The sequence below is a fragment of the Sedimentisphaera salicampi genome, from assembly GCF_002117005.1.
GTDB classification, from domain to species: Bacteria; Planctomycetota; Phycisphaerae; order Sedimentisphaerales; family Sedimentisphaeraceae; genus Sedimentisphaera; species Sedimentisphaera salicampi.
Genome location: NZ_CP021023.1, coordinates 85,769 through 104,502, shown reverse-complemented (window position 1 = coordinate 104,502; position 18,734 = coordinate 85,769). Strand labels below are relative to the sequence as shown.

The following is an 18,734-nucleotide window of genomic DNA, read 5'->3' as shown; positions in this document are numbered from 1 at the left end:
AATGCTGAACAAGAAAAACACAGTTTCAGGAATACATATAGGCGCAGACACTGTTCGCGTGGTTCAGATGAATTACCATGCCGATAATGAAACTTACCGCGCAGGCAGCGCCGCCCTTTCTCCTGTACAGGGTTATTTCGACGCTGAGGAGAGAATAAGAAATAACGTTCAGGCGATAAATACCTGCAAAAACACCATAGGCCGGAAGATCGAAAAATCAGGATTCTACGTAACGTGTATGAACTGGCCGGATGTGATCGTCAGCACCTTTTCACTGCCCGAAAAATCAAAACAGGAACTGGAAAGATCACTCATCGGAGAAATTGAACAAATATATCCATCCGATTTGGAAAAGGCTGTTATAGATTATCATGTGATATCAAGGGAAAAACCGGAAGACCCTCAGCAGCCAGCCAGAGCAAACGGAATTATCGCAATATCTCAGCAGAGCTCAGTACAGAATTATTATTCAATGATGAGGCGTTCCGGCCTGAAGAGCATAATAATAGATACAGACAGCTTCGCCCTTTTAAACTGTTTTGAACTGCTCAACGAACGCAGAGATACTGCGATAATCAATGTTGATATGTCTCATACTATAATCGCAATCCCTCGGCGGGATTCAGTGCCGTTTGTGAGGAACATCGAATATGGCGGCAAGAACATAATCAACAGTGTTGTTAAGGCTAAGGGCATTGAGAAGGAGGACTTTACAGACTCTCTTCAGAATGCGAAAGAATCTCTTTCAGATGATGTTCTGGAAGTGCTGAAGAAGTCTTGCGATACCCTTGCTCAGAATGTAAACAGGACGCTTCAGTATTGCCTTACGCAGGATGAAAATCTTGAAATAAATCATATATACATAACCGGTGAGCTCTCGCTTATGCCTATTATAGTTGAGCTGCTCAGTGAGCAGATGCACTGGACGATGAGTCAGTGGAACCCGTTTGAGAAAATAGACAAGAAAAACATAACCGGACAGGACTTGCTTGACAAAACAGGTTCGGCTTTTGCAATTGCCGCCGGGCTGTCTATGAGGAGGCCGGAATATGTATGAAGTAGATATGCTCAAAAAACAGGGAATACCGAGAAAAAGCACTCCGCTGCTGACAGTTATAATGACAGCGGCAGTTTCCCTGCCCCTTATTCTAAGCGGGCTTTTCCTTTTCGAGTATTACGGGAAAAACATAGAGATTGATTTTAATTCCAAGGTTTTAACCAGAATTGAGAAGAAAGTTTCCACACTGCCTTTCGATGAAAGGCTGAATAACCGCCTTAAGAAGAAACTGGGCGTGGGAATTGAATATCCCGAGGAGCTTTTGCTGGGTATTGATAAGTCTCTGCAATGGACTCCGATACTCGAATCAATCACCGGAACACTGCCGGAAAACCTCGCCATATCAGAATTTGACGTGAGCAAAGAGACAGACAGGCTCAGGATAGAAGATCCGGAAAAAGAAGGACGCAAAAAGGATGTTGAGATAGTGAGCAGAAAGCTGAGCCTGCTTGTTTACAATCTTCGTGATGATGACGGAAACGAAAGCGCAGAACATTACATAAATCAGCTGAACGAATCTAAAGCTCTAAAGACCAAAATGAAAAATGCAAAGATCGCTTCAATCAGGCTCGAAGAGTTTGGTGAATATGTTCTGCCATGTTATGTAGTGGAGTGTGTATTCGTGAGCGGTAAAAAGCAGCTGGAGGAAGGCAATGAAGGCTAAACTCAAAGAAACGTTTGGAAAGGTTCTGCTTATATGGGCGATTTTCGCAGCAGCAATCAGCGCTTGCTACTTCTTTATTCTTATGCCTCAGGCAAGAAAACTTGATGTTCTCTACAGCAGGCTCGATAAAAAAATCGCCAAGAATCTCGTTATTGCAAACGCAGATAACGAGCGTGCTGAATCTATAATGGATAAGCGAGTTAAGGAAGCTGAAGATCTGATTTCCGAATTCCTCATTCGCAAAGAAGATGTTAACGGAATGATATTCAAATTCAACAGGCTCGCATCAGAAGCGAATGTATCAAATTTCAGCGCATCATACAGTCCTGAGTCATCTTACAGAAAGGTAACGGGATTCAAACACATTGGGCAGGGTACAATCAGATTAAATTTTACGGCAAATTTCAAAGAGTTTATGTCTATGCTTTCAAAACTGGAAACTTATACGCCTGTGGTGTTTGTTGACAGATTCGACATCTCTGAGCCGAAAATGGGAAACGAGAAGAACAACATAAACATCTTACTGACCTTTTATACAGACAAAGAAACAAAAACTTAATCGGAGGAATTTATTATGTTTGGCAAAAAGAAAAAAGCAGTCTCCGATTTTTCTGCCCTTTCAGAAGGCGGGAAGATTGCCGACAAGAAAAGCGTTTTCGACTCAGATTTCATCGGCAAAGAAGGTCATATAAATCCGCGTACAGTAAAGGAAGCGGCCGTTATAACCTTTCTTGCCTGCATTCTGGGTGTTGTGGTTTATTACAACGTTTTCTACACAAAAAAAGAGGCGGCAAAAGATGCCGAGCTGCAGGGACTGCCTGATATAAAAGTGCTTGAGGACATAAGCTTCAAGAGTGAATGGGAGCAAGTTGAGTTTCGCAGCGATAGGTGTGAAAATCCGATGCTTGATCTGAACAAGATCCTCGCCTTCAGGCAGAAACACTCGCTAATACCCGAAGAGGAGCAAGAGCCCGAGGAGATTGAGAAGACTGAAGAACAGAAACAGAAGATAGTTAAGAAAAAGGTATTTGTTAAGGGCGTTTTAATGAACCCTGAGGGCAAATCCATGGCTCTTATCAATAGAAAAATGATAAATGAAAACGGCACATTCGAAGGGTACAGGCTTGCAAAGGTAACAAGGGAAAGCGTTGTTTTAGAGGATTCCAACGGACACCCAATAAAAATTGAAGTGGGCAGGAGCCGCGAGATCCTGACAACAGAAGATAACAGGAACTGATTATTATGAAACGCAGAAACACCGGCACAAAAATGCTCTTCGCTGCTTTAGGTGTTATCATTTTATCCCTGCCGTGCTTTGGTGAAATAACTGAAGCGAAAAAGGATAAAAAGCAGGAAGCAGCTGCCATAGATAAAAAGCTGAGCAAAGAAATCAGCGTTGATTTCGTAGGAACTGAAATTGATGATGTTCTCAGGATGATCTCGCAATACGCTGATGTTGATATGGTAAAAAGCCCGGAGGTTACAGGCACCGTAAACGCTCGTTTGAGCGATGTTCCTGTAGGCGAGGCCTTGGAGAATATCCTCGCTGTGCATAACTATGCTTACATAAAAACCAAAACTATGCTGCGGATTGTTCCTGAGAGCGAAGTGATCAATGCGCCTGAGAAAACGGTGAGCAAGGTGTACAGGATAACTTATGCCGATGCGACCAACGTTGCCTCCGCCCTGAAAGATTATATCTCTGAGACCGGCAGGGTTTCTGTTAGCCCGGGCACAAGCAATATCGCTGTTACTGACAAGGAAAGCAGAATCAAAGCGATAGATGCTTTTGTCGATGAGGTTGACAGGGTAACAGAGCAGGTGATTGTGGAAGTGCGGATTTATGATGTATCGGGAGACAGTTCGGTTGAACTCGGAATTGAGTGGAATGCTGGTACCGAAACATCTAACTCATTAGGAAATCAGGTTTACCAGACAACCGGAGAAGGAATTAAATACAGCGATGAGATGGTTGTGGGCGAGGCACCTGGAGGCACCCCTATCCAGACAGGAGAAGACCCTTACGCAGCAGGTTCATTCGATAAAGAATCCGGAGGGGCTATTAGGCTTGGGTTTCTCAATGATTCAATAAGCGTGGATATGGTGCTCTCGATGCTTCATAAAGAGGGGCTTGCCAAACTGCTTGCCAATCCTAAGATACTCGTTCTGGACAATGAAACGGCAAACTTTGAGATTGTGCAGGAAATCCCATACGAAGAGGAAAGCGAAACATCTCAAGGCGGCTCAATGACTTCGACAGAATTTAAGGATGTAGGTGTTAAGCTTGAAGTAACCCCGCACATCACCAGAGATGATATGCTCAGAATGAGAATAATCCCTGAATTCGGCATTGTTGAAGGCCAGAGCGCATATCAGGATAAGGTACCTACTGTGAACACGAGGCGTCTTGACACAATCGCCCTGCTCAAGAGCGGGGAGACAGTGGTATTAGGCGGCCTGAAACGCTTTGAAACAACAAAAAGTTTTACCAAGGCGCCTATCCTCGGAGATCTCCCGCTGATTGCCCCAATATTCCGTTCTGAGAATGAAACTATAAAGGAATCCGAGCTTATGGTTTTTATACGCCCGCTGATAATCCCGGGAGAGCATAAGATAAGCAAAAAGGAAAAAGAAATTCTCGATAAAACAGGTTGTCCGAGCCCTGATTACAAGGGAAGAAATCTTAAGCAGGTTTTGAGCGGTGAAGATGATGAAGATAACTGAAGCCCTCGAAAAAGCGGTAGAGCAGAAAGCAAGCGATATACATATAAACATTGGACTGCCGCCTGTTATCAGGAAAAACACAGTGATAATGGGCCTCGATTTCCCTGAAATAACGGCCGATGATTTAAGGTCGTTTTTAGAGGAGTTTGTTTATGAAGGCGGGCAGGAAAAACTGGCAAAAAACAAAGACATTGATTTTGCTGTTATGCTTAAAAGCCGGAACCGATTTCGTGTTAACGTGCATTACCAGAGGGGCAAACCCGCCTTGTCTTTCAGAATTATACCTAATTCAATACCAGAACTCGAAGAGCTGGAGCTGCCCGGTGCAGTAGAGGAAATAATGGGACTTCCAAGGGGTCTTGTACTCGTTACTGGCCCTACAGGCTCGGGCAAAAGTACAACCCTTGCGTCGACAATAAATAAAATCAACCAGCAGTCAGCCAAGCGTATAATCACGCTTGAGGATCCGATAGAGTATCTCTTTGAAAATAATCTTAGCCATATTGAACAAAGGGAGCTGGGAAGGGATGTAACGAATTTTGCTTCAGGCCTCAAGCACGCAATGAGGCAGGATCCGGATATCATAATGTTGGGCGAAATGAGAGACCTTGAAACCACTTCCGCTGCAATCACCGCCGCTGAAACAGGGCACCTCGTTTTGAGCACTCTGCACACAATCAATGCCGCCCAGACAATAGAAAGGATTATAGATATCTATCCAGACGGCCAGCAGAACCATATCAGGAGTCTGCTTTCTAATACTCTCAAGGCAGTTGTTTCTCAAACTCTTTTCCAGCGAAAAGATCTTGAGGGTATGATCCCATGTTCGGAGGTTCTGATATGCAATTCAGCAGCCAAGAACTGCATTCGAGATAACCGGCTCCACGAAATACCCAATATTATCGAAACCTCGCGGCAGCTTGGGATGCACTCGCTGGATAAAAGCATACTGGACACTTTCTACAGGGGCGCAATATATAAAAGCGATGCTGTTGCTAAGTCATCCAACCAGACACAAATGCAGAAACTTCTCGGAAAAGTTTACGACGAAAAAGACTTCGCCCCGATAGTTTTTTAAATTCTCATCTGCATCTGATAGAGAATTCAGATAGGGCCGTGTCTATTAAAGGTGCGGCCTTCTGTTTTTGAGAAAGAAATTCCCGAAAAAGTAAAAAATACTCCTTGAAAATATTTTTTAGAATAATAAAATTACGTTTTCGTTAATTTGCCGGAAACCCAATTTACTGCTTTCTGATTGTTTTGCAAGTCGAAAGCTGAACAAATAGTTGCCGGCAGCGAATTAAAATAAAAACATTTTACTGGCTCATAGCTTAAGACAGGCGGGAGAGCAATATTATGAAAGACAAAATACACCCAAAATACGACAAGGTAACAGTCCACTGCGGCTGCGGAAACACATTTGAAACCCGCAGCACTCTTAATAAAGAGGTGCATGTTGAGATTTGTTCAATGTGCCACCCGTTCTTTACGGGTAAGCAGAAGTTTGTTGATACCGCAGGACGCATTGAGCGTTTCCAGAGGAAATACGGCAACAGCATGCTTGACAGAGTTAAAAAGAAAAAGAATTAGCCTAACAGCTTAGCTTACCAAACGCTGCCCTTAACACAGGCAGCGTTATTTTTTTCAAATTAAAGAGTTAGTTAATCTATTCAGGTTTTAATGAGCGAAGACAATACAAGACTCCTCGAAAAGCTTTCAGAGCTTGAAACTCGTCTTAATGAGCTTGGCAAACAGATTGAGGATCCTGAAATCGCTTCAGACCCTTCCAAACTTATCCCTCTTACAAAGGAGCAGGCCAAACTGAAGCCTGTGGTAAGTTTGTACAGGGAATACAACGAGTGTATAAACGGCATTAAGGGCTCCGAAGAAATTCTCGAAAACGAACAGGACTCCGAGATGCGGGAGATGGCTGAGGCTGAGATTGAAGAACTCAAACAAAGAGAAGAGCAGGTTCTTCAGGAAGTAAAGGATAAGCTCGTGATGGCAGACGATGCAGCAATCGACTCTGTTATCTTAGAGATACGTCCCGGCACCGGCGGGGATGAAGCCGCACTGTTTGCGAAAGATCTTTTCTCAATGTACTCCAGATACGCAGAAGCAAACTGCTGGAAAGTTGAAACGATTTCCTTTGCCGGCTCGGAGAGAGGCGGGATTAAGGAAGTAGTAGCTGGGATTAAAGGTCCGGGCGTTTGGGCACAGTTAGGTTATGAAGGCGGCGGACACAGAGTTCAGAGAGTTCCGGAAACGGAAACACAGGGACGTATTCACACCTCCGCTGCTACTGTAGCAATTATGCCCGAGCCTGAAGATATTGAGGTGGATATCAAGGAGAGTGATGTAGTTGAGCATGTGAGCCGGGCAGGCGGCCCGGGCGGGCAGAGCGTAAACAAGATAAACAGCGCTATCAAGCTCGAGCACATCCCAACGGGAATAACAGTGAGCATGCGGGACGAGAAGAGCCAGCATAAAAACAGGGCAAAGGCCTGGCGAATCCTGAAAAGCCGTATATATGAACACTTCATCTCGCAGGAAAGGGCTGAACGTGATTCACAGAGAAAGGCAATGATAGGTTCGGGAGACCGCTCCCAGAGAATAAGAACTTACAACTTCCCGCAAAACCGAGTTACCGACCACCGAATCAATCTTACGCTTTACCACCTCGATAAAATTATTATGGGCGACTTAGACGAGATTGTAGAAGCCCTGCAAACCCACGATAAGCAGCAAAGGCTCGATAATATATAATCGGGGCGAAGCATTTAAGCCTGCGCCCCGAACAAAAGCTTCAAATCATTTTATCGTCTTCGCGATAACTTTTATTTCGCAAAACATCTTTCGAGCTCTTCGCTTGTATGCGCCTTTGTGAATGCTGCCACAACTACAGCAGTGATCACTGAGATCGGCAGAGCGACAAAGCACGGATCCACATTAGGCCAGTTTGGATAGCCTGCGAGTATGGAAGATTCGCCGCCTGTGATGTGCTGAACAAGGCCTATCGCTCCCGCCTCCTTGGCCTTAACGAAAAGAAGCCAGAATACAGTAACGCCGAAGCCGGCGGCCATAGAGCTCAGAGCAGCGGGCTTTGTCATTCGGCGGAAAAACAGCCCCCCTACCAGCGAAGGCAGGAACGAGGAGAGGCAAAGGCCGAAGAAAATCGCAGTAGCCCTCGCTACGATAAACCCGCCTCTTGCATACAGGCTGAGCATCATAGCAATTATAATGCCCACCAGAATGCTTGTTCTTGTAACCTTTACACTGCTGGTTTCTTTGTTTCTAAGCTTTCGGAATACATCATGCGCAAATGTACTTCCAAGCGTATGGAACTGACTTGAGAGCGTACTCATACCCGCTGAGAGCAATGTAATAAGGAAAAGGAGAGAAAACCATGTGGGCATTGCTGAGCGAATGAAGTTTGGTATTACGCTGTCTGCATTCAGCATCCAGCGACCGTCCCTAGTCTGCGTGAGAGCGCGTTTGAAAGCGGTGCCGCGGGGCTTAACCTGAATAAACCCGTTTTCGAGCTCTTTTACTTCCGCTTTCGGCATAATAGCTGCCGCCTTACCGAGACCTTTCTCAATTACATTGAAATCTGCCTTTTTATCGCCGTCTTCATCTATATGCAGAAGGGTGCAGGGAATAGTCTTTTCCACATCCCTTGTTTTCTTCGCTATAACATCCGCCCTCTCAGTACGTGAAAGCAGCTGGCCTGTGATTGTTTCGTATTTATTAAAATAAACATTTGAAAGATTGGCCACAACAAATGCAGTTCCCGGGATGAGCAATATAAACAAACCGCCGATAAGTACACCCCTGTTGAGCTCTCTTTTACTGCGTACTGTCATAAAACGAACCGATAGCTGGGGCTGTGCAAGCACGCCGAAACCTACGCCGCAGATTATGCTGGAAACCATAATCCACCAGAGGTCGTACTGGCTGTCTCCCCAGCCGAATTTGGGCATCTCTGTCCAGCCCTGATGGCCAATTGCCTTGAACCCGACGAACACCTGATCAGACATCTCGGTAAGCTGGGTATGTCCCTCTGTTATCCCGCCTACCATCTTGTAGCAAAGAATGAGCAGCGTGATCATGCAGACAGTCATAATGGTTCCCTGCATTGCGTCAACATACATAACACCCTTGAGGCCTCCCGTTACCACGTATGAGGCTACAATAACAGCAAAAAGCAGCAATGCAAGATGGTAGGATATTGCGAAATGCGCCGATATAAACTCGCATGCACCGATAAAAACCGCAGCGGCATAAAGCGGCAAAAAGAGGCTGATGATAATGCCGGAGAAAACCTGCGCCGCCTTGCTGCTGTATCGTCTGCCGAGAAGCTCAGCGAAGGTATGGGCGTTGAGTACGTGCCCCATATGACGTGTTCTCTCGCCGAGAAAAACGAAAGCTACAAATATACCTACAAAAATATTTAGAAACGTAAGCCAAAGCACGCCCATCCCGAACATTCCGGCAACACCTGCAAAGCCTACAATCGCACTCGTAGAGATGAATGTGGCTCCGTAACTCATAGCCATAACAAATGGATGAGTTCCCCTGCCTGCGAGCATAAAATCCGAAGCAGTTTTTGTTTTAGTGTAACCAAGCCAGCCGAGCATAATAACCAAAACCAGATAAGTCATTATCACGGCAATTTCAACAACGTCTGTAACCATCAGCATAATTTTCCCCTTAAAAAACGCTTAAAATAAGACCGGCATTAACGTTTCCGGCACAATTCCTGCCCGCTTTTGAGCAGGCACATCTATTCTGATATACAAAAAATTTCTGCGGCTTAAACCTCAATCATCAACAATAGTTTATAATATTCCGCACAAAAGCTATCCTGCAAAGCACTTTTCGAGCTCTTCGCTTGTATGCGCCTTTGTGAATGCTGCCACAACTACAGCAGTGATCACTGAGATCGGCAGAGCAACAAAGCACGGATCCACATTAGGCCAGTTTGGATAGCCTGCGAGTATGGAAGATTCGCCGCCTGTGATGTGCTGAACAAGGCCTATCGCTCCGGCCTCCTTGGCCTTAACGAAAAGAAGCCAGAATACAGTAACGCCGAAGCCGGCGGCCATAGAGCTCAGAGCAGCGGGCTTTGTCATTCTGCGGAAAAACAGCCCCCCTACCAGCGAAGGCAGAAACGAGGAGAGGCAAAGGCCGAAGAAAATCGCAGTAGCCCTCGCTACGATAAACCCGCCTCTTGCATACAGGCTGAGCATCATAGCGATTATAATGCCTACAAGTATGCTAGTCCTTGTAACCTTTACACTGCTGGTTTCTTTGTTTCTAAGCTTTCGGAATACATCATGCGCAAATGTACTTCCAAGCGTATGGAACTGGCTTGAGAGCGTACTCATACCCGCTGAGAGCAGTGTAATAAGGAAAAGCAGAGAAAACCACGTGGGCATCGCTGAGCGGATATAATTAGGTATTACGCTGTCTGCATTCAGCATCCAGCGGCCGTTTCTTGTCTGCGTGAGGGCACGTTTAAAGGCGGTTCCGCGCGGCTTAACCTGAATCATACCGTTTTCCATTTCGGTTACTTCCGCCTTCGGCATTATTGCAGAGGCCTTCCCGAGACCTTTCTCAATAACATGGAAATCCGCTTTTTTATCACCGTCTTCATCAATATGGAGGAGGCTGCAGGGAATCGTTTTTTCCACATCCCTTGTTTTCTTCGCTATAACATCCGCCCTTTCAGTACGAGAGAGCAGCTGGCCTGTAATAGTTTCATATTTATTGAAGTAAACGTTCGACATATTTGCCACAACGTATGCCGTGCCTGGTATAAGAAGAATGAACAGTCCGCCGATAAGAACGCCCCTGTTGAGCTCCCTTTTACTGCGTACTGTCATAAAACGAACCGTAAGCTGGGGCTGTGCAAGCACGCCGAAACCTACTCCGCAGATTATGCTCGATACAAGAATCCACCACAGATCATATTGGCTGTCTCCCCAGCCGAATTTGGGCATCTCTGTCCAGCCCTGATGACCAATCGCCTTGAAACCAACGAACACCTGATCAGACATCTCTGTAAGCTGGGCATGGCCTTCAGCAACCCCGCCTACCATCTTATAGCAGAGGATAAGCATTGTTATCATACAGACGGTCATTATAGTTCCCTGCATCGCATCAACGTACATCACGCCCTTCAGCCCGCCTGTTACCACATAAGAAGCCACTATCACAGCAAAAATCAATAATGCAAGGTGATAGGATATGCCGAAATGGGCAGTTATAAACTCACATGCACCGATAAAAACCGCCGCTGCATAAAGAGGCAGGAACAGGCTTATTATAATCCCGGAAAAAACCTGTGCTGCTTTGCTGTTGTACCGCCTGCCGAGCAGCTCTGCGAAGGTATGGGCATTGAGAACGTGCCCCATATGACGAGTTCTCTCACCGAGGAAAACGAAGGCAATGAATATACCCACAAATATATTCAGGAATACCAGCCAAAGCACCCCCATCCCGAACATACCCGCTACGCCGGCAAAGCCGACAATTGCGCTTGTAGAGATGAATGTGGCTCCGTAGCTCATAGCCATAACGAAGGGATGAGTACCCCTGCCTGCCAGCATAAAATCCGAGGCGGTTTTGGTTTTAGTGTAACCAAGCCAGCCGAGCATAATCACAATGACCAGATAGGCCATTATCACTGCAATTTCTACAACATCTGTAACCATCAGCATAATCTTTTCCTTATAAAAACGCTGCCAACTATACTGCTGCGGCCTAACCAACGCAGCCCTGCAGACCTGTCTCCAAGCCTGTTAATACACTATTTACTATTTCGCTCTTCAGTCTCGTAGGCTTTTTTGCCATGCACCTTTTCGTAAGCTCTGCAGAACGGGCAGAATTTTTCGCCAAATTTAACCAGCGAATATATCACGCCATTCTGCTTTTTTCTGGCGTACTGACATATTTTGCAGTTTACGCAGTGCTGAGCAAGTTTTTTATCATTTTCTGTTACTTCTTTTCCCATAAATTTTCCGGATAGATGCCTTTTTCTGTAAGTTTGGCTATATTATTCCTCACAAGCGGTTTATCCTCTTTGTAGGTTACACCGAACCATTCTCCTGAGGTGGGAAGAACGTTTACGCAGGCCTTGTTTTCGCTGATAAGCGTGTCAACAACATTCGGGATGAAGAATTCGCTCTTGAGCTCACTTCCATATTCATCTATAAATTGATGAAACTGCTGCTCGAGATGTTCATATATATCCTGCTGAAAGCCCCAGAAATTCATGCTCGTCATTGTTTCCGGGTTCATTTTTATTTCTTCACCGCTTTCCAGACTCGAGAAAACCTCACCGTCTTTCCAGTAGATTTCTTTATATTCCTCCACCTTCTTCAAAAAGCCCCTTTCATCAGTGGTGCAAAGGCCTCTTGAAACGCTGCCGTACTCACTGAGAGTATTTTTCAGCAAGAATCCAGACATTGCATATTCTCCGCTGCCGCAGTTTTGGGACAGAAAACCCGCCATAACTTCAAAAGCATGTTTGCCGTAGAAATCGTCTGCATTTATCACGGCAAAAGGTGTATCGATAAGCTCTTTAGTTGTAAGAACCGCATGGCCTGTGCCCCAAGGCTTTGTCCTGCCTTCGGGTATTTTCCTTCCGCGCAGCATCGCATCAAGCTCCTGACATGCATAATCAACATCAAAACCATTTATATCCTGGACTACAGAGCCTATTTTATCGTGGAAAAGCTGCTTAAACTCCTCCCTCACAACAAAAACGACCTTACCAAAACCAGCCCTTACTGCGTCATAAAGTGAATATTCTATTATAGACTCGCCTGATGGGCCAACAGAATCAAGCTGTTTGAGACCGCCGTAACGTGAACCCATACCTGCTGCCATAACTACTAACGATGGTTTCATACCGCACCTTTGCAAAATAATTATCTAAGTTTCCAAAGTTTAATTTATTATCAAGATTTTACAAGTTTTCCTTCTTATCGAAAGTTTGATTTAATTTTTTTTGCCGGTTCTGAAATATATTGAGCTCCGGCAACCTCTGCTCTTTTGAAGAAACTCAAATTATGTGAAAATTTTGCTTGATTCGTCCGCTCAATTCTATATATTCTCTGGCCTCCAGAGATTGGGGTATAGTGTAACGGCAGCACGACTGACTCTGGCTCAGTTAGTTGGGGTTCGAATCCCTGTACCCCAGTTATCAGCCGGCCTGAAGGCCGGCTTTTTTTATTCCTGCAAAAGACTTATTGACCGACATACCTGCATTTATATCCAAGAACAATAAGCTGAAAACCAAAAAACAAGTAAGGAAAAAACTTTAAAATATTTTCGCTGAGCCTATATTTAGCAGTTATGCCTCCAAGCTGAGATATAATTTGTTGAATAGAAAATGACACAGCAAGAGAGAATAACAAAACTAAACGACCTCTCAAGCCGCGAAAACGGGCGGTATGTTCTCTACTGGATGCACGCATCTATCAGAACAGAAGAAAATCCCGCCCTTGAATTTGCAGTTGAAAAGGCAAACAACGCAGGCCTGCCTGCTATAGTGATGTTCTGCCTTGTAGACAAATTCCCTCAAAGCGGAAGAAGAAGCTACAGGTTTATGCTTGAAGGTCTAAAAGAGGTAGAAAAAAAACTGGCAGAGAGAAATATAAAATTCATCCTCAAAAAGAACAAACCTACAGAAGCCATCCCGCAATACTGCGCTGAAGCAGAATCGCTAATATTCGACAGAGGCTACGCTTACACTGAAAATAGATGGGAGAGCGTTATAGCTCGAAGGTGCAAATGCCCTGTATTCGAGGTTGATTCAAATGTTATTGTGCCTGTGGAAACTGCCTCAAACAAACGAGAATACAGCGCAGCAACTCTCAGGAGAAAAATTGTACCGATTGCTGAGAATTTCATCGCACCCTGCGAAAAAAATGAGCCGGTTAAAAGCTCGCTTGATTTAGATATCAAAAGCGATGAATTCTCAATCCATGATGCACGCCCTGACCTTAGAGAGATTGCAGGATTCAAATATATAGGCCAAAGGCTGCACCCAGGCGGAGAAAACCACGCAATAAAACGGCTCTCGGATTTCATTGAAAACCGCCTCGAAAACTACGAAAACAGCCGCAACGACCCAGCGTCAGATTTTCAGTCCGGCCTGAGCCCTTATCTTCGATTCGGGCAGATAAGCCCGAATCTTATTTACCGTAAAGTAAAAGATAGCGGCAAACCCTGCGAGGGTTTCTTAGAGCAGATCCTTGTACGAAGGGAGCTCGCATTCAATTTTGTCTGGTACACTGAAAATTTCTGGCGATATTCCGCCTTGCCCGCATGGGCAAGGGAAACCCTTGAAGAGCAAAAATCCGCAAAGCGGGAGTATGTATACAAATACGAAGAGCTTGAAAATGCCCGTACACACGATAAATACTGGAACGCCGCTCAGAAAGAGATGATAATCACAGGCAAAATGCACGGATATATGCGGATGTACTGGGGCAAAAAGATTCTTGAATGGACAAACAACCCCAAAACTGCATTCGACTGGGCTTTGAGGCTGAATAACGTTTACTCTCTTGATGGAAACGATCCAAACAGTTTTGCAGGGGTTGCATGGTGTTTCGGCAATCACGACAGGCCTTGGACAAAACGCAGTATATTCGGTTCGGTTCGGTATATGAACGCCCGAGGGCTGGAACGCAAATTTAATATGAAAAGCTATATTGACAAGGTAAACGAACTTCAAAAACAGTAGAAGACGTTCAGACCGAATTGCCAATTTTTTCGACAACCGGCTGCTGTAATGAAAAGCGTTTTAAATCACTTCTCCGAATATTAATTTTTCAACGTTGACAGCAGTAGTGCATTCGCATAAAATATTTCATATATAAACAAAGGTTTTCAAATATGAATAAATATCAGATTCCCAACATAACCAAGACTTGCAAAATACTAATGCTTTTAGCAGAAAATCCTAAAGGGCTGAGCGCATCAGAGATTGAAGAGAGATCTGAAACTGCAAGAACGACGGTTTACAGAATACTTCAAACATTATGCGCACAAGAGATGGTGCAAAAGAAAAAAGGGCTTTTCTTCGCGGGCACTCAGCTTGTGAGAATCGGCCTTGAATCACTGCATTCTATGGAAATAAGGTCTCTGTGCGTTCCATATCTGCGTGATCTGGCAAATAAAACTGGCTGCACGAGCCACCTTGCCATCCCAACGGGCTGGCAGTCGCTGATTCTTGAAGTTCACGACAGCCCAAACCCGGTACGAGTGGCCTCAAGGCCGGGTACTACAGTTCCTTTGTACTGCTCCTCTACAGGGAAAATTTTTCTGGCGCATATTTACAAGAATAAGCTAAAGGAATACTATTCAAATCACCTGCCGGAGAAATTTACCGCAAACACCATAACAACTCTCGAAGAAATGCAGGAAGAAGTAAACAAAATCCTTGAAAAAGGTTACAGCGTGGATGCTCAAGAGTATCACAATAATGTATGCTGTCTGGCTGCACCTGTAAGAAACGGCAGCAGGGAAATATGCGCTTCTATTGGAATAACCGGCCCTTCAGACAACCTCTCAGAAAACCGGCTGGAAGGTTTTTCAGAAGAAGTTATTACAGCCGCAGAAAATTTGAGCAAATCAATGGGTTATTCGGGAAATTAAGACAACGGGAAATTCAATGTTTTACAGGAGATGAAAATGATTTTAGAAAAATTCAAACTGGACGGAAAAAATGCAATTGTAACAGGCGGTTCCCGCGGTCTCGGACAGGCTATGGCAATCGGTCTTGCAGAAGCCGGAGCTGATGTTGCCCTTGTTGCCAAGACCAGCATGGAAGAAACCAAAACAAAAATCGAAAACCTTGGCAGGGAATGCATCACCATTCAGGCCGATCTCACGAATAAAGAGCCTGTTGGTGAGATAGTTACCAGAACCAGACAGGAACTGGGCGGCATAGACATCCTTGTTAATAATGCAGGCACTATCCGCAGAGCTCCCTTCACAGAATTCTCAGAGAAAGACTGGGACGATGTTTTGAACGTGAACCTCCGCACTCTTTTCTTTTTGAGCCAGGAAGTCAGCAAGGTTCTTATAGAACAGGGCAGAGGCGGAAAGATAATCAACATCGCTTCAATGCTGAGCTTCCAAGGGGGAATCTTTGTTCCCTCATACACCTCCTCAAAAAGCGCTGTAATGGGGCTTACAAAACTTATGGCAAATGAACTCGCCAAACACGGGATCAACACCAACGGAATTGCCCCTGGGTATATGGCCACAGACAATACAAAGCCGCTGCGGGACGATCCTGAGAGAAGCAAGGCAATTTTAGGCCGCATACCTGCCGGCAGATGGGGCAAACCGGAGGATTTGCAGGGAGCAGCAGTATTTCTTGCATCAGAGGCATCAGATTATATGAACGGATACACCATTGCCGTTGACGGCGGATGGCTTGCAAGGTAAAACTGTGATATATCGGATCAAGGCTTGGAAGTTATTATGAACAAACTGAAATTACGTCCTGAATCAGAATGCAAATATGATATTATCTCGCTTGGCGAGGTTATGCTCCGGCTGGACCCGGGCGAGAACAGAATCCACACAACCCGCCAGTTTAACGTTTGGGAAGGCGGCGGAGAGTATAACGTAGCTCGTGGGCTCAAACGCTGCTTTGGCAAACGGGCTGCTGTAGTAACAGCAATTGTGGATAATCCGGTAGGACGGCTTCTTGAGGATTTGCTGTATCAGGGCGGCACAGGACTTGAATACATTAAATGGGTACCGTTTGACGGGATTGGCCGCAAGACTCGGGTAGGACTGAATTTCACAGAACGAGGCTTCGGGGTGCGGGCAGCAGTAGGCTGCAATGACCGCGCCGGCAGCGCTGCATCTCAGATTAAAAAAGGCGATATAGATTGGAATTCAATATTTGGGAATGACGGCGTTCGCTGGTTTCATTCAGGCGGTATATATGCAGGGCTCAGCGAGACCACGCCGGAAGTCTTAATCGAGGCAATGCAGGCGGCAAAGAAATACGGCACAGTTGTATCATACGACTTAAACTACCGTGCATCACTCTGGAAAGATATCGGCGGCAAGAAAAAAGCGATGCAGGTTAATCGAGAGATTGCTCCGCTTGTAGATGTTATGATAGGCAATGAAGAGGATTTTTCAGCTTCGCTTGGATTTGAGGTTCATGGGCTTGATGAAAAATGCAGCAAGCTTGATCCGGCAAACTTCAAAAAAATGATTCGTGAAGCAGTGAGCGAATTCCCGAATTTCAAGGCAGTTGCAACGACCCTGAGAAACGCAATTACCGCAACAAAGAACGACTGGGGGGCAGTGCTCTACGCAGGCGGGGAATTTTACGATGCCCAGCTCCGCGAGAAACTCGAAATCTTAGACCGCGTTGGCGGAGGAGACAGCTTCGCCTCAGGGCTGATCTACGCCCTGATGGAAGGCAAAGACCCGCAGACAGCAGTTGATTACGGGGCAGCGCACGGAGCGCTTGCAATGACCACCACGGGCGATACGACAACCGCAAGTCTTAAAGAAGTGGAAAGACTCGTTGAAGGCGGTTCGGCGAGAATTGCCCGCTGATTTATTAACGGAGATTAGTTATGGCTAAACATTCAAGACTCGAAACGCTCTGTGCAATGAAAAACATTGGTCTTGTGCCGGTGTTTTACAGGCCGGACGCTGAAACTTCCTGCGGGATAATGAGGGCCTGCGCAGAAGGCGGGGCGAGAGTTATCGAGTTTACCAACCGCGGAGACAGAGCGATAGATGTGTTCAAAGAGCTTGCGGCTTACAGGGATGAAAGCCTCCCAGAAATGATCATAGGTGCAGGGTCTGTTTGCGATGCACCCACTGCTGCAATGTATATAGCGGCAGGTGCCGATTTCATAGTTTCGCCGATTCTGGACAGAGAAACCGCCCTGCTCTGCAATAAACGCAAAATTCCCTACAGCCCGGGGTGCGGCAGCGCATCGGAGATTCATCAGGCTCACGAACTGGGCGTTGAGATCTGCAAGATATTTCCCGGAGAGCAGGTAGGCGGGCCGGCTTTTGCAAAGGCATTGAAAGCGCCTATGCCTTGGGCAGAGCTTATGCCGACAGGCGGCGTAGCCCCCACAGATAAGAGCCTTGAAGAGTGGTTTTCTGCAGGGATCGCTGCTGCAGGAATAGGCTCAAAACTAATTAAAGGGAGCTTTTCTTCAAAAGAAGACTACAAAAAGCTTACCGATAAAACAGCGGAAGTGATAAGTAAAATCAGCAAGATCAGAACAAAGATTTAAGCAAACTGAGATTTTTACAAAATGACGGTTAAAAAATAGTAGAGTAGTAATCAAGAAATAATAAGATTAGACAGGAGAAAAAAATGGAAGTAAGGTATTCACCAGATCCAGTTAGATTTTCAAGAATGACAAATCAGGAAATACGTGATAATTTCCTGATAGAAACCCTTTTCAAGGCCGATACTATCGAGATGGTTTATTCAGATGTTGACAGGGCTATCATAGGCTCTGCTGTTCCCGCTGATAAGCCTCTTACGCTCAGCACAGCAGACGAGCTGAGGGCAGAGTTTTTCTGCAAACGCCGAGAACTCGGAGTTTTGAACGCAGGCGGAGAAGGAGCGATTGAGGTTGACGGGCAGTCTTTCGATATAAAAAAGCTTGAATGCCTCTATATCGGACGCGGAAGCAGAGAAATTACATTCAGCAGCAAGAACGGCTCGGAGCCGGCGTGCTTCTATTTGCTAAGCTACCCAGCTCATAAAGAGTATCCGGTTAAGCATGCTAAAATCGAAGATGCCCTTCAGGCACATCTTGGCTCAAAAGACACCTGCAACGAACGCACAATATACAAATACATCCATCCGGACGGAATTGAGAGCTGCCAGCTTGTAATGGGGTTCACAGAAATAGCCAAGGGCAGCGTATGGAATACAATGCCCCCGCACCTGCACCCGCGCAGGATGGAGGCTTATATGTATTTCGATATCTCGAAAGAAAACCGCGTGTTCCATTTTATGGGCAAGCCCGACGAGATGAGACATATTGTGGTTGCTGATAAGCAGGCATTGGTTTCACCAAGCTGGTCTATACACTCTGGAGCAGGCACATCCGGCTACCGCTTCTGCTGGGGGATGGGCGGCGAAAATCAGGACTTCAACGACATGGACCACCTCGGAATAGACGACCTCAAATAGACAAGCAATAAACATCTAAAACCTGAAACTGCGGGCTTAATCCCCGCAGTTTTTTTTGTTATCGTAAAATG

At 45.5% G+C, this 18,734-nt stretch carries 18 protein-coding genes and 1 tRNA gene; 15 read left to right on the top strand and 4 right to left on the bottom strand.

What is annotated here, in order from left to right; all coding sequences use genetic code 11:
• Position 1 precedes the first annotated feature (1 nt).
• From pilM to prfA, 8 genes are all read left to right on the top strand, one after another.
• Entirely contained in the window at positions 2 to 1,057 is a 1,056-nt protein-coding gene (pilM, locus tag STSP1_RS00420; protein WP_085754451.1) for a pilus assembly protein PilM, read from the top strand.
• A complete protein-coding gene (locus tag STSP1_RS00415) occupies positions 1,050 to 1,721 on the top strand; it encodes a hypothetical protein (protein WP_085754450.1) in 672 nt (223 codons plus the stop codon). Before pilM ends, STSP1_RS00415 begins: the two co-directional genes overlap by 8 nt.
• Positions 1,711 to 2,280 (top strand): ubiquitin-activating E1 family protein, encoded by a 570-nt coding sequence (locus tag STSP1_RS00410; protein WP_085754449.1) that lies wholly within the window; start codon positions 1,711 to 1,713, stop codon positions 2,278 to 2,280. The genes STSP1_RS00415 and STSP1_RS00410 overlap by 11 nt, the downstream gene beginning before the upstream one ends.
• 15 nt (positions 2,281 to 2,295) lie before the next feature.
• Positions 2,296 to 2,958, top strand: coding sequence for a hypothetical protein (locus STSP1_RS00405; protein ID WP_085754448.1), 663 nt, complete (start codon positions 2,296 to 2,298; stop codon positions 2,956 to 2,958).
• Between the two features lie 5 nt (positions 2,959 to 2,963).
• On the top strand, positions 2,964 to 4,445 hold the full coding sequence (locus STSP1_RS00400; RefSeq protein WP_085754447.1) for a type IV pilus secretin PilQ: 1,482 nt from the start codon (positions 2,964 to 2,966) through the stop codon (positions 4,443 to 4,445).
• The gene (locus STSP1_RS00395; protein WP_204844956.1) at positions 4,429 to 5,523 is read left to right on the top strand and encodes a type IV pilus twitching motility protein PilT; all 1,095 of its coding nucleotides are present in this window, start codon (positions 4,429 to 4,431) and stop codon (positions 5,521 to 5,523) included. The genes STSP1_RS00400 and STSP1_RS00395 overlap by 17 nt, the downstream gene beginning before the upstream one ends.
• 278 nt (positions 5,524 to 5,801) lie before the next feature.
• Positions 5,802 to 6,035: a 50S ribosomal protein L31 gene (gene rpmE / locus STSP1_RS00390; RefSeq protein WP_085754445.1), complete on the top strand. Its 234-nt coding sequence runs from the start codon at positions 5,802 to 5,804 to the stop codon at positions 6,033 to 6,035.
• 90 nt (positions 6,036 to 6,125) lie between these two features.
• On the top strand, positions 6,126 to 7,211 hold the full coding sequence (gene prfA / locus STSP1_RS00385) for a peptide chain release factor 1 (RefSeq protein WP_085754444.1): 1,086 nt from the start codon (positions 6,126 to 6,128) through the stop codon (positions 7,209 to 7,211).
• A 71-nt stretch (positions 7,212 to 7,282) separates the two neighbouring features.
• Here the strand turns inward: prfA and STSP1_RS00380 are convergent, their stop codons facing one another.
• The 4 genes from STSP1_RS00380 to STSP1_RS00365 all read right to left on the bottom strand — a co-directional run bounded on the left by STSP1_RS00380 (position 7,283) and on the right by STSP1_RS00365 (position 12,359).
• Entirely contained in the window at positions 7,283 to 9,145 is a 1,863-nt protein-coding gene (locus STSP1_RS00380) for a sodium:solute symporter family protein (RefSeq protein ID WP_085754443.1), read from the bottom strand.
• Between the two features lie 159 nt (positions 9,146 to 9,304).
• On the bottom strand, positions 9,305 to 11,167 hold the full coding sequence (locus STSP1_RS00375) for a sodium:solute symporter family protein (RefSeq protein WP_085754442.1): 1,863 nt from the start codon (positions 11,165 to 11,167) through the stop codon (positions 9,305 to 9,307).
• 89 nt (positions 11,168 to 11,256) lie between these two features.
• Positions 11,257 to 11,460, bottom strand: a complete 204-nt coding sequence (locus STSP1_RS00370; RefSeq protein ID WP_085754441.1) for a hypothetical protein — start codon at positions 11,458 to 11,460, stop codon at positions 11,257 to 11,259.
• Positions 11,445 to 12,359 (bottom strand): nucleotidyltransferase family protein, encoded by a 915-nt coding sequence (locus STSP1_RS00365; RefSeq protein WP_085754440.1) that lies wholly within the window; start codon positions 12,357 to 12,359, stop codon positions 11,445 to 11,447. Before STSP1_RS00365 ends, STSP1_RS00370 begins: the two co-directional genes overlap by 16 nt.
• A 221-nt stretch (positions 12,360 to 12,580) precedes the next feature.
• Here STSP1_RS00365 and STSP1_RS00360 point away from each other — a divergent pair.
• From STSP1_RS00360 to kduI, 7 genes are all read left to right on the top strand, one after another.
• A tRNA-Gln gene (locus STSP1_RS00360) sits at positions 12,581 to 12,651 on the top strand.
• Positions 12,652 to 12,843: 192 nt separating this feature from the next.
• Complete coding sequence (locus STSP1_RS00355; RefSeq protein WP_085754439.1) at positions 12,844 to 14,202, top strand: deoxyribodipyrimidine photo-lyase; 1,359 nt, start codon at positions 12,844 to 12,846, stop codon at positions 14,200 to 14,202.
• A gap of 152 nt (positions 14,203 to 14,354) precedes the next feature.
• Positions 14,355 to 15,116, top strand: a complete 762-nt coding sequence (locus tag STSP1_RS00350; protein WP_085754438.1) for an IclR family transcriptional regulator — start codon at positions 14,355 to 14,357, stop codon at positions 15,114 to 15,116.
• A 36-nt stretch (positions 15,117 to 15,152) separates the two neighbouring features.
• Complete coding sequence (kduD, locus tag STSP1_RS00345) at positions 15,153 to 15,914, top strand: 2-dehydro-3-deoxy-D-gluconate 5-dehydrogenase KduD (protein WP_085754437.1); 762 nt, start codon at positions 15,153 to 15,155, stop codon at positions 15,912 to 15,914.
• Positions 15,915 to 15,950: 36 nt separating this feature from the next.
• The gene (locus STSP1_RS00340; protein WP_085756626.1) at positions 15,951 to 17,051 is read left to right on the top strand and encodes a sugar kinase; all 1,101 of its coding nucleotides are present in this window, start codon (positions 15,951 to 15,953) and stop codon (positions 17,049 to 17,051) included.
• Between the two features lie 20 nt (positions 17,052 to 17,071).
• Positions 17,072 to 17,749, top strand: coding sequence for a bifunctional 4-hydroxy-2-oxoglutarate aldolase/2-dehydro-3-deoxy-phosphogluconate aldolase (locus STSP1_RS00335; RefSeq protein ID WP_085754436.1), 678 nt, complete (start codon positions 17,072 to 17,074; stop codon positions 17,747 to 17,749).
• A gap of 83 nt (positions 17,750 to 17,832) precedes the next feature.
• Positions 17,833 to 18,663 (top strand): 5-dehydro-4-deoxy-D-glucuronate isomerase, encoded by an 831-nt coding sequence (gene kduI, locus STSP1_RS00330; protein WP_085754435.1) that lies wholly within the window; start codon positions 17,833 to 17,835, stop codon positions 18,661 to 18,663.
• Positions 18,664 to 18,734 lie beyond the last annotated feature (71 nt).

Excerpts from the sequence above, each read along its gene's own strand:
- rpmE (WP_085754445.1), top strand. The coding sequence starts at position 5,802 with ATGAAAGACAAAATACACCCAAAATACGACAAGGTAACAGTCCACTGC.
- STSP1_RS00400 (WP_085754447.1), top strand. The coding sequence starts at position 2,964 with ATGAAACGCAGAAACACCGGCACAAAAATGCTCTTCGCTGCTTTAGGT.
- STSP1_RS00405 (WP_085754448.1), top strand. The coding sequence starts at position 2,296 with ATGTTTGGCAAAAAGAAAAAAGCAGTCTCCGATTTTTCTGCCCTTTCA.
- STSP1_RS00370 (WP_085754441.1), bottom strand. The coding sequence starts at position 11,460 with ATGGGAAAAGAAGTAACAGAAAATGATAAAAAACTTGCTCAGCACTGC.
- STSP1_RS00395 (WP_204844956.1), top strand. The coding sequence starts at position 4,429 with ATGATGAAGATAACTGAAGCCCTCGAAAAAGCGGTAGAGCAGAAAGCA.
- prfA (WP_085754444.1), top strand. The coding sequence starts at position 6,126 with ATGAGCGAAGACAATACAAGACTCCTCGAAAAGCTTTCAGAGCTTGAA.
- STSP1_RS00375 (WP_085754442.1), bottom strand. The coding sequence starts at position 11,167 with ATGCTGATGGTTACAGATGTTGTAGAAATTGCAGTGATAATGGCCTAT.
- STSP1_RS00355 (WP_085754439.1), top strand. The coding sequence starts at position 12,844 with ATGACACAGCAAGAGAGAATAACAAAACTAAACGACCTCTCAAGCCGC.
- kduI (WP_085754435.1), top strand. The coding sequence starts at position 17,833 with ATGGAAGTAAGGTATTCACCAGATCCAGTTAGATTTTCAAGAATGACA.
- pilM (WP_085754451.1), top strand. The coding sequence starts at position 2 with ATGCTGAACAAGAAAAACACAGTTTCAGGAATACATATAGGCGCAGAC.
- STSP1_RS00410 (WP_085754449.1), top strand. The coding sequence starts at position 1,711 with ATGAAGGCTAAACTCAAAGAAACGTTTGGAAAGGTTCTGCTTATATGG.
- STSP1_RS00415 (WP_085754450.1), top strand. The coding sequence starts at position 1,050 with ATGTATGAAGTAGATATGCTCAAAAAACAGGGAATACCGAGAAAAAGC.
- STSP1_RS00365 (WP_085754440.1), bottom strand. The coding sequence starts at position 12,359 with ATGAAACCATCGTTAGTAGTTATGGCAGCAGGTATGGGTTCACGTTAC.
- STSP1_RS00340 (WP_085756626.1), top strand. The coding sequence starts at position 15,951 with ATGAACAAACTGAAATTACGTCCTGAATCAGAATGCAAATATGATATT.
- STSP1_RS00350 (WP_085754438.1), top strand. The coding sequence starts at position 14,355 with ATGAATAAATATCAGATTCCCAACATAACCAAGACTTGCAAAATACTA.
- STSP1_RS00380 (WP_085754443.1), bottom strand. The coding sequence starts at position 9,145 with ATGCTGATGGTTACAGACGTTGTTGAAATTGCCGTGATAATGACTTAT.
- STSP1_RS00335 (WP_085754436.1), top strand. The coding sequence starts at position 17,072 with ATGGCTAAACATTCAAGACTCGAAACGCTCTGTGCAATGAAAAACATT.
- kduD (WP_085754437.1), top strand. The coding sequence starts at position 15,153 with ATGATTTTAGAAAAATTCAAACTGGACGGAAAAAATGCAATTGTAACA.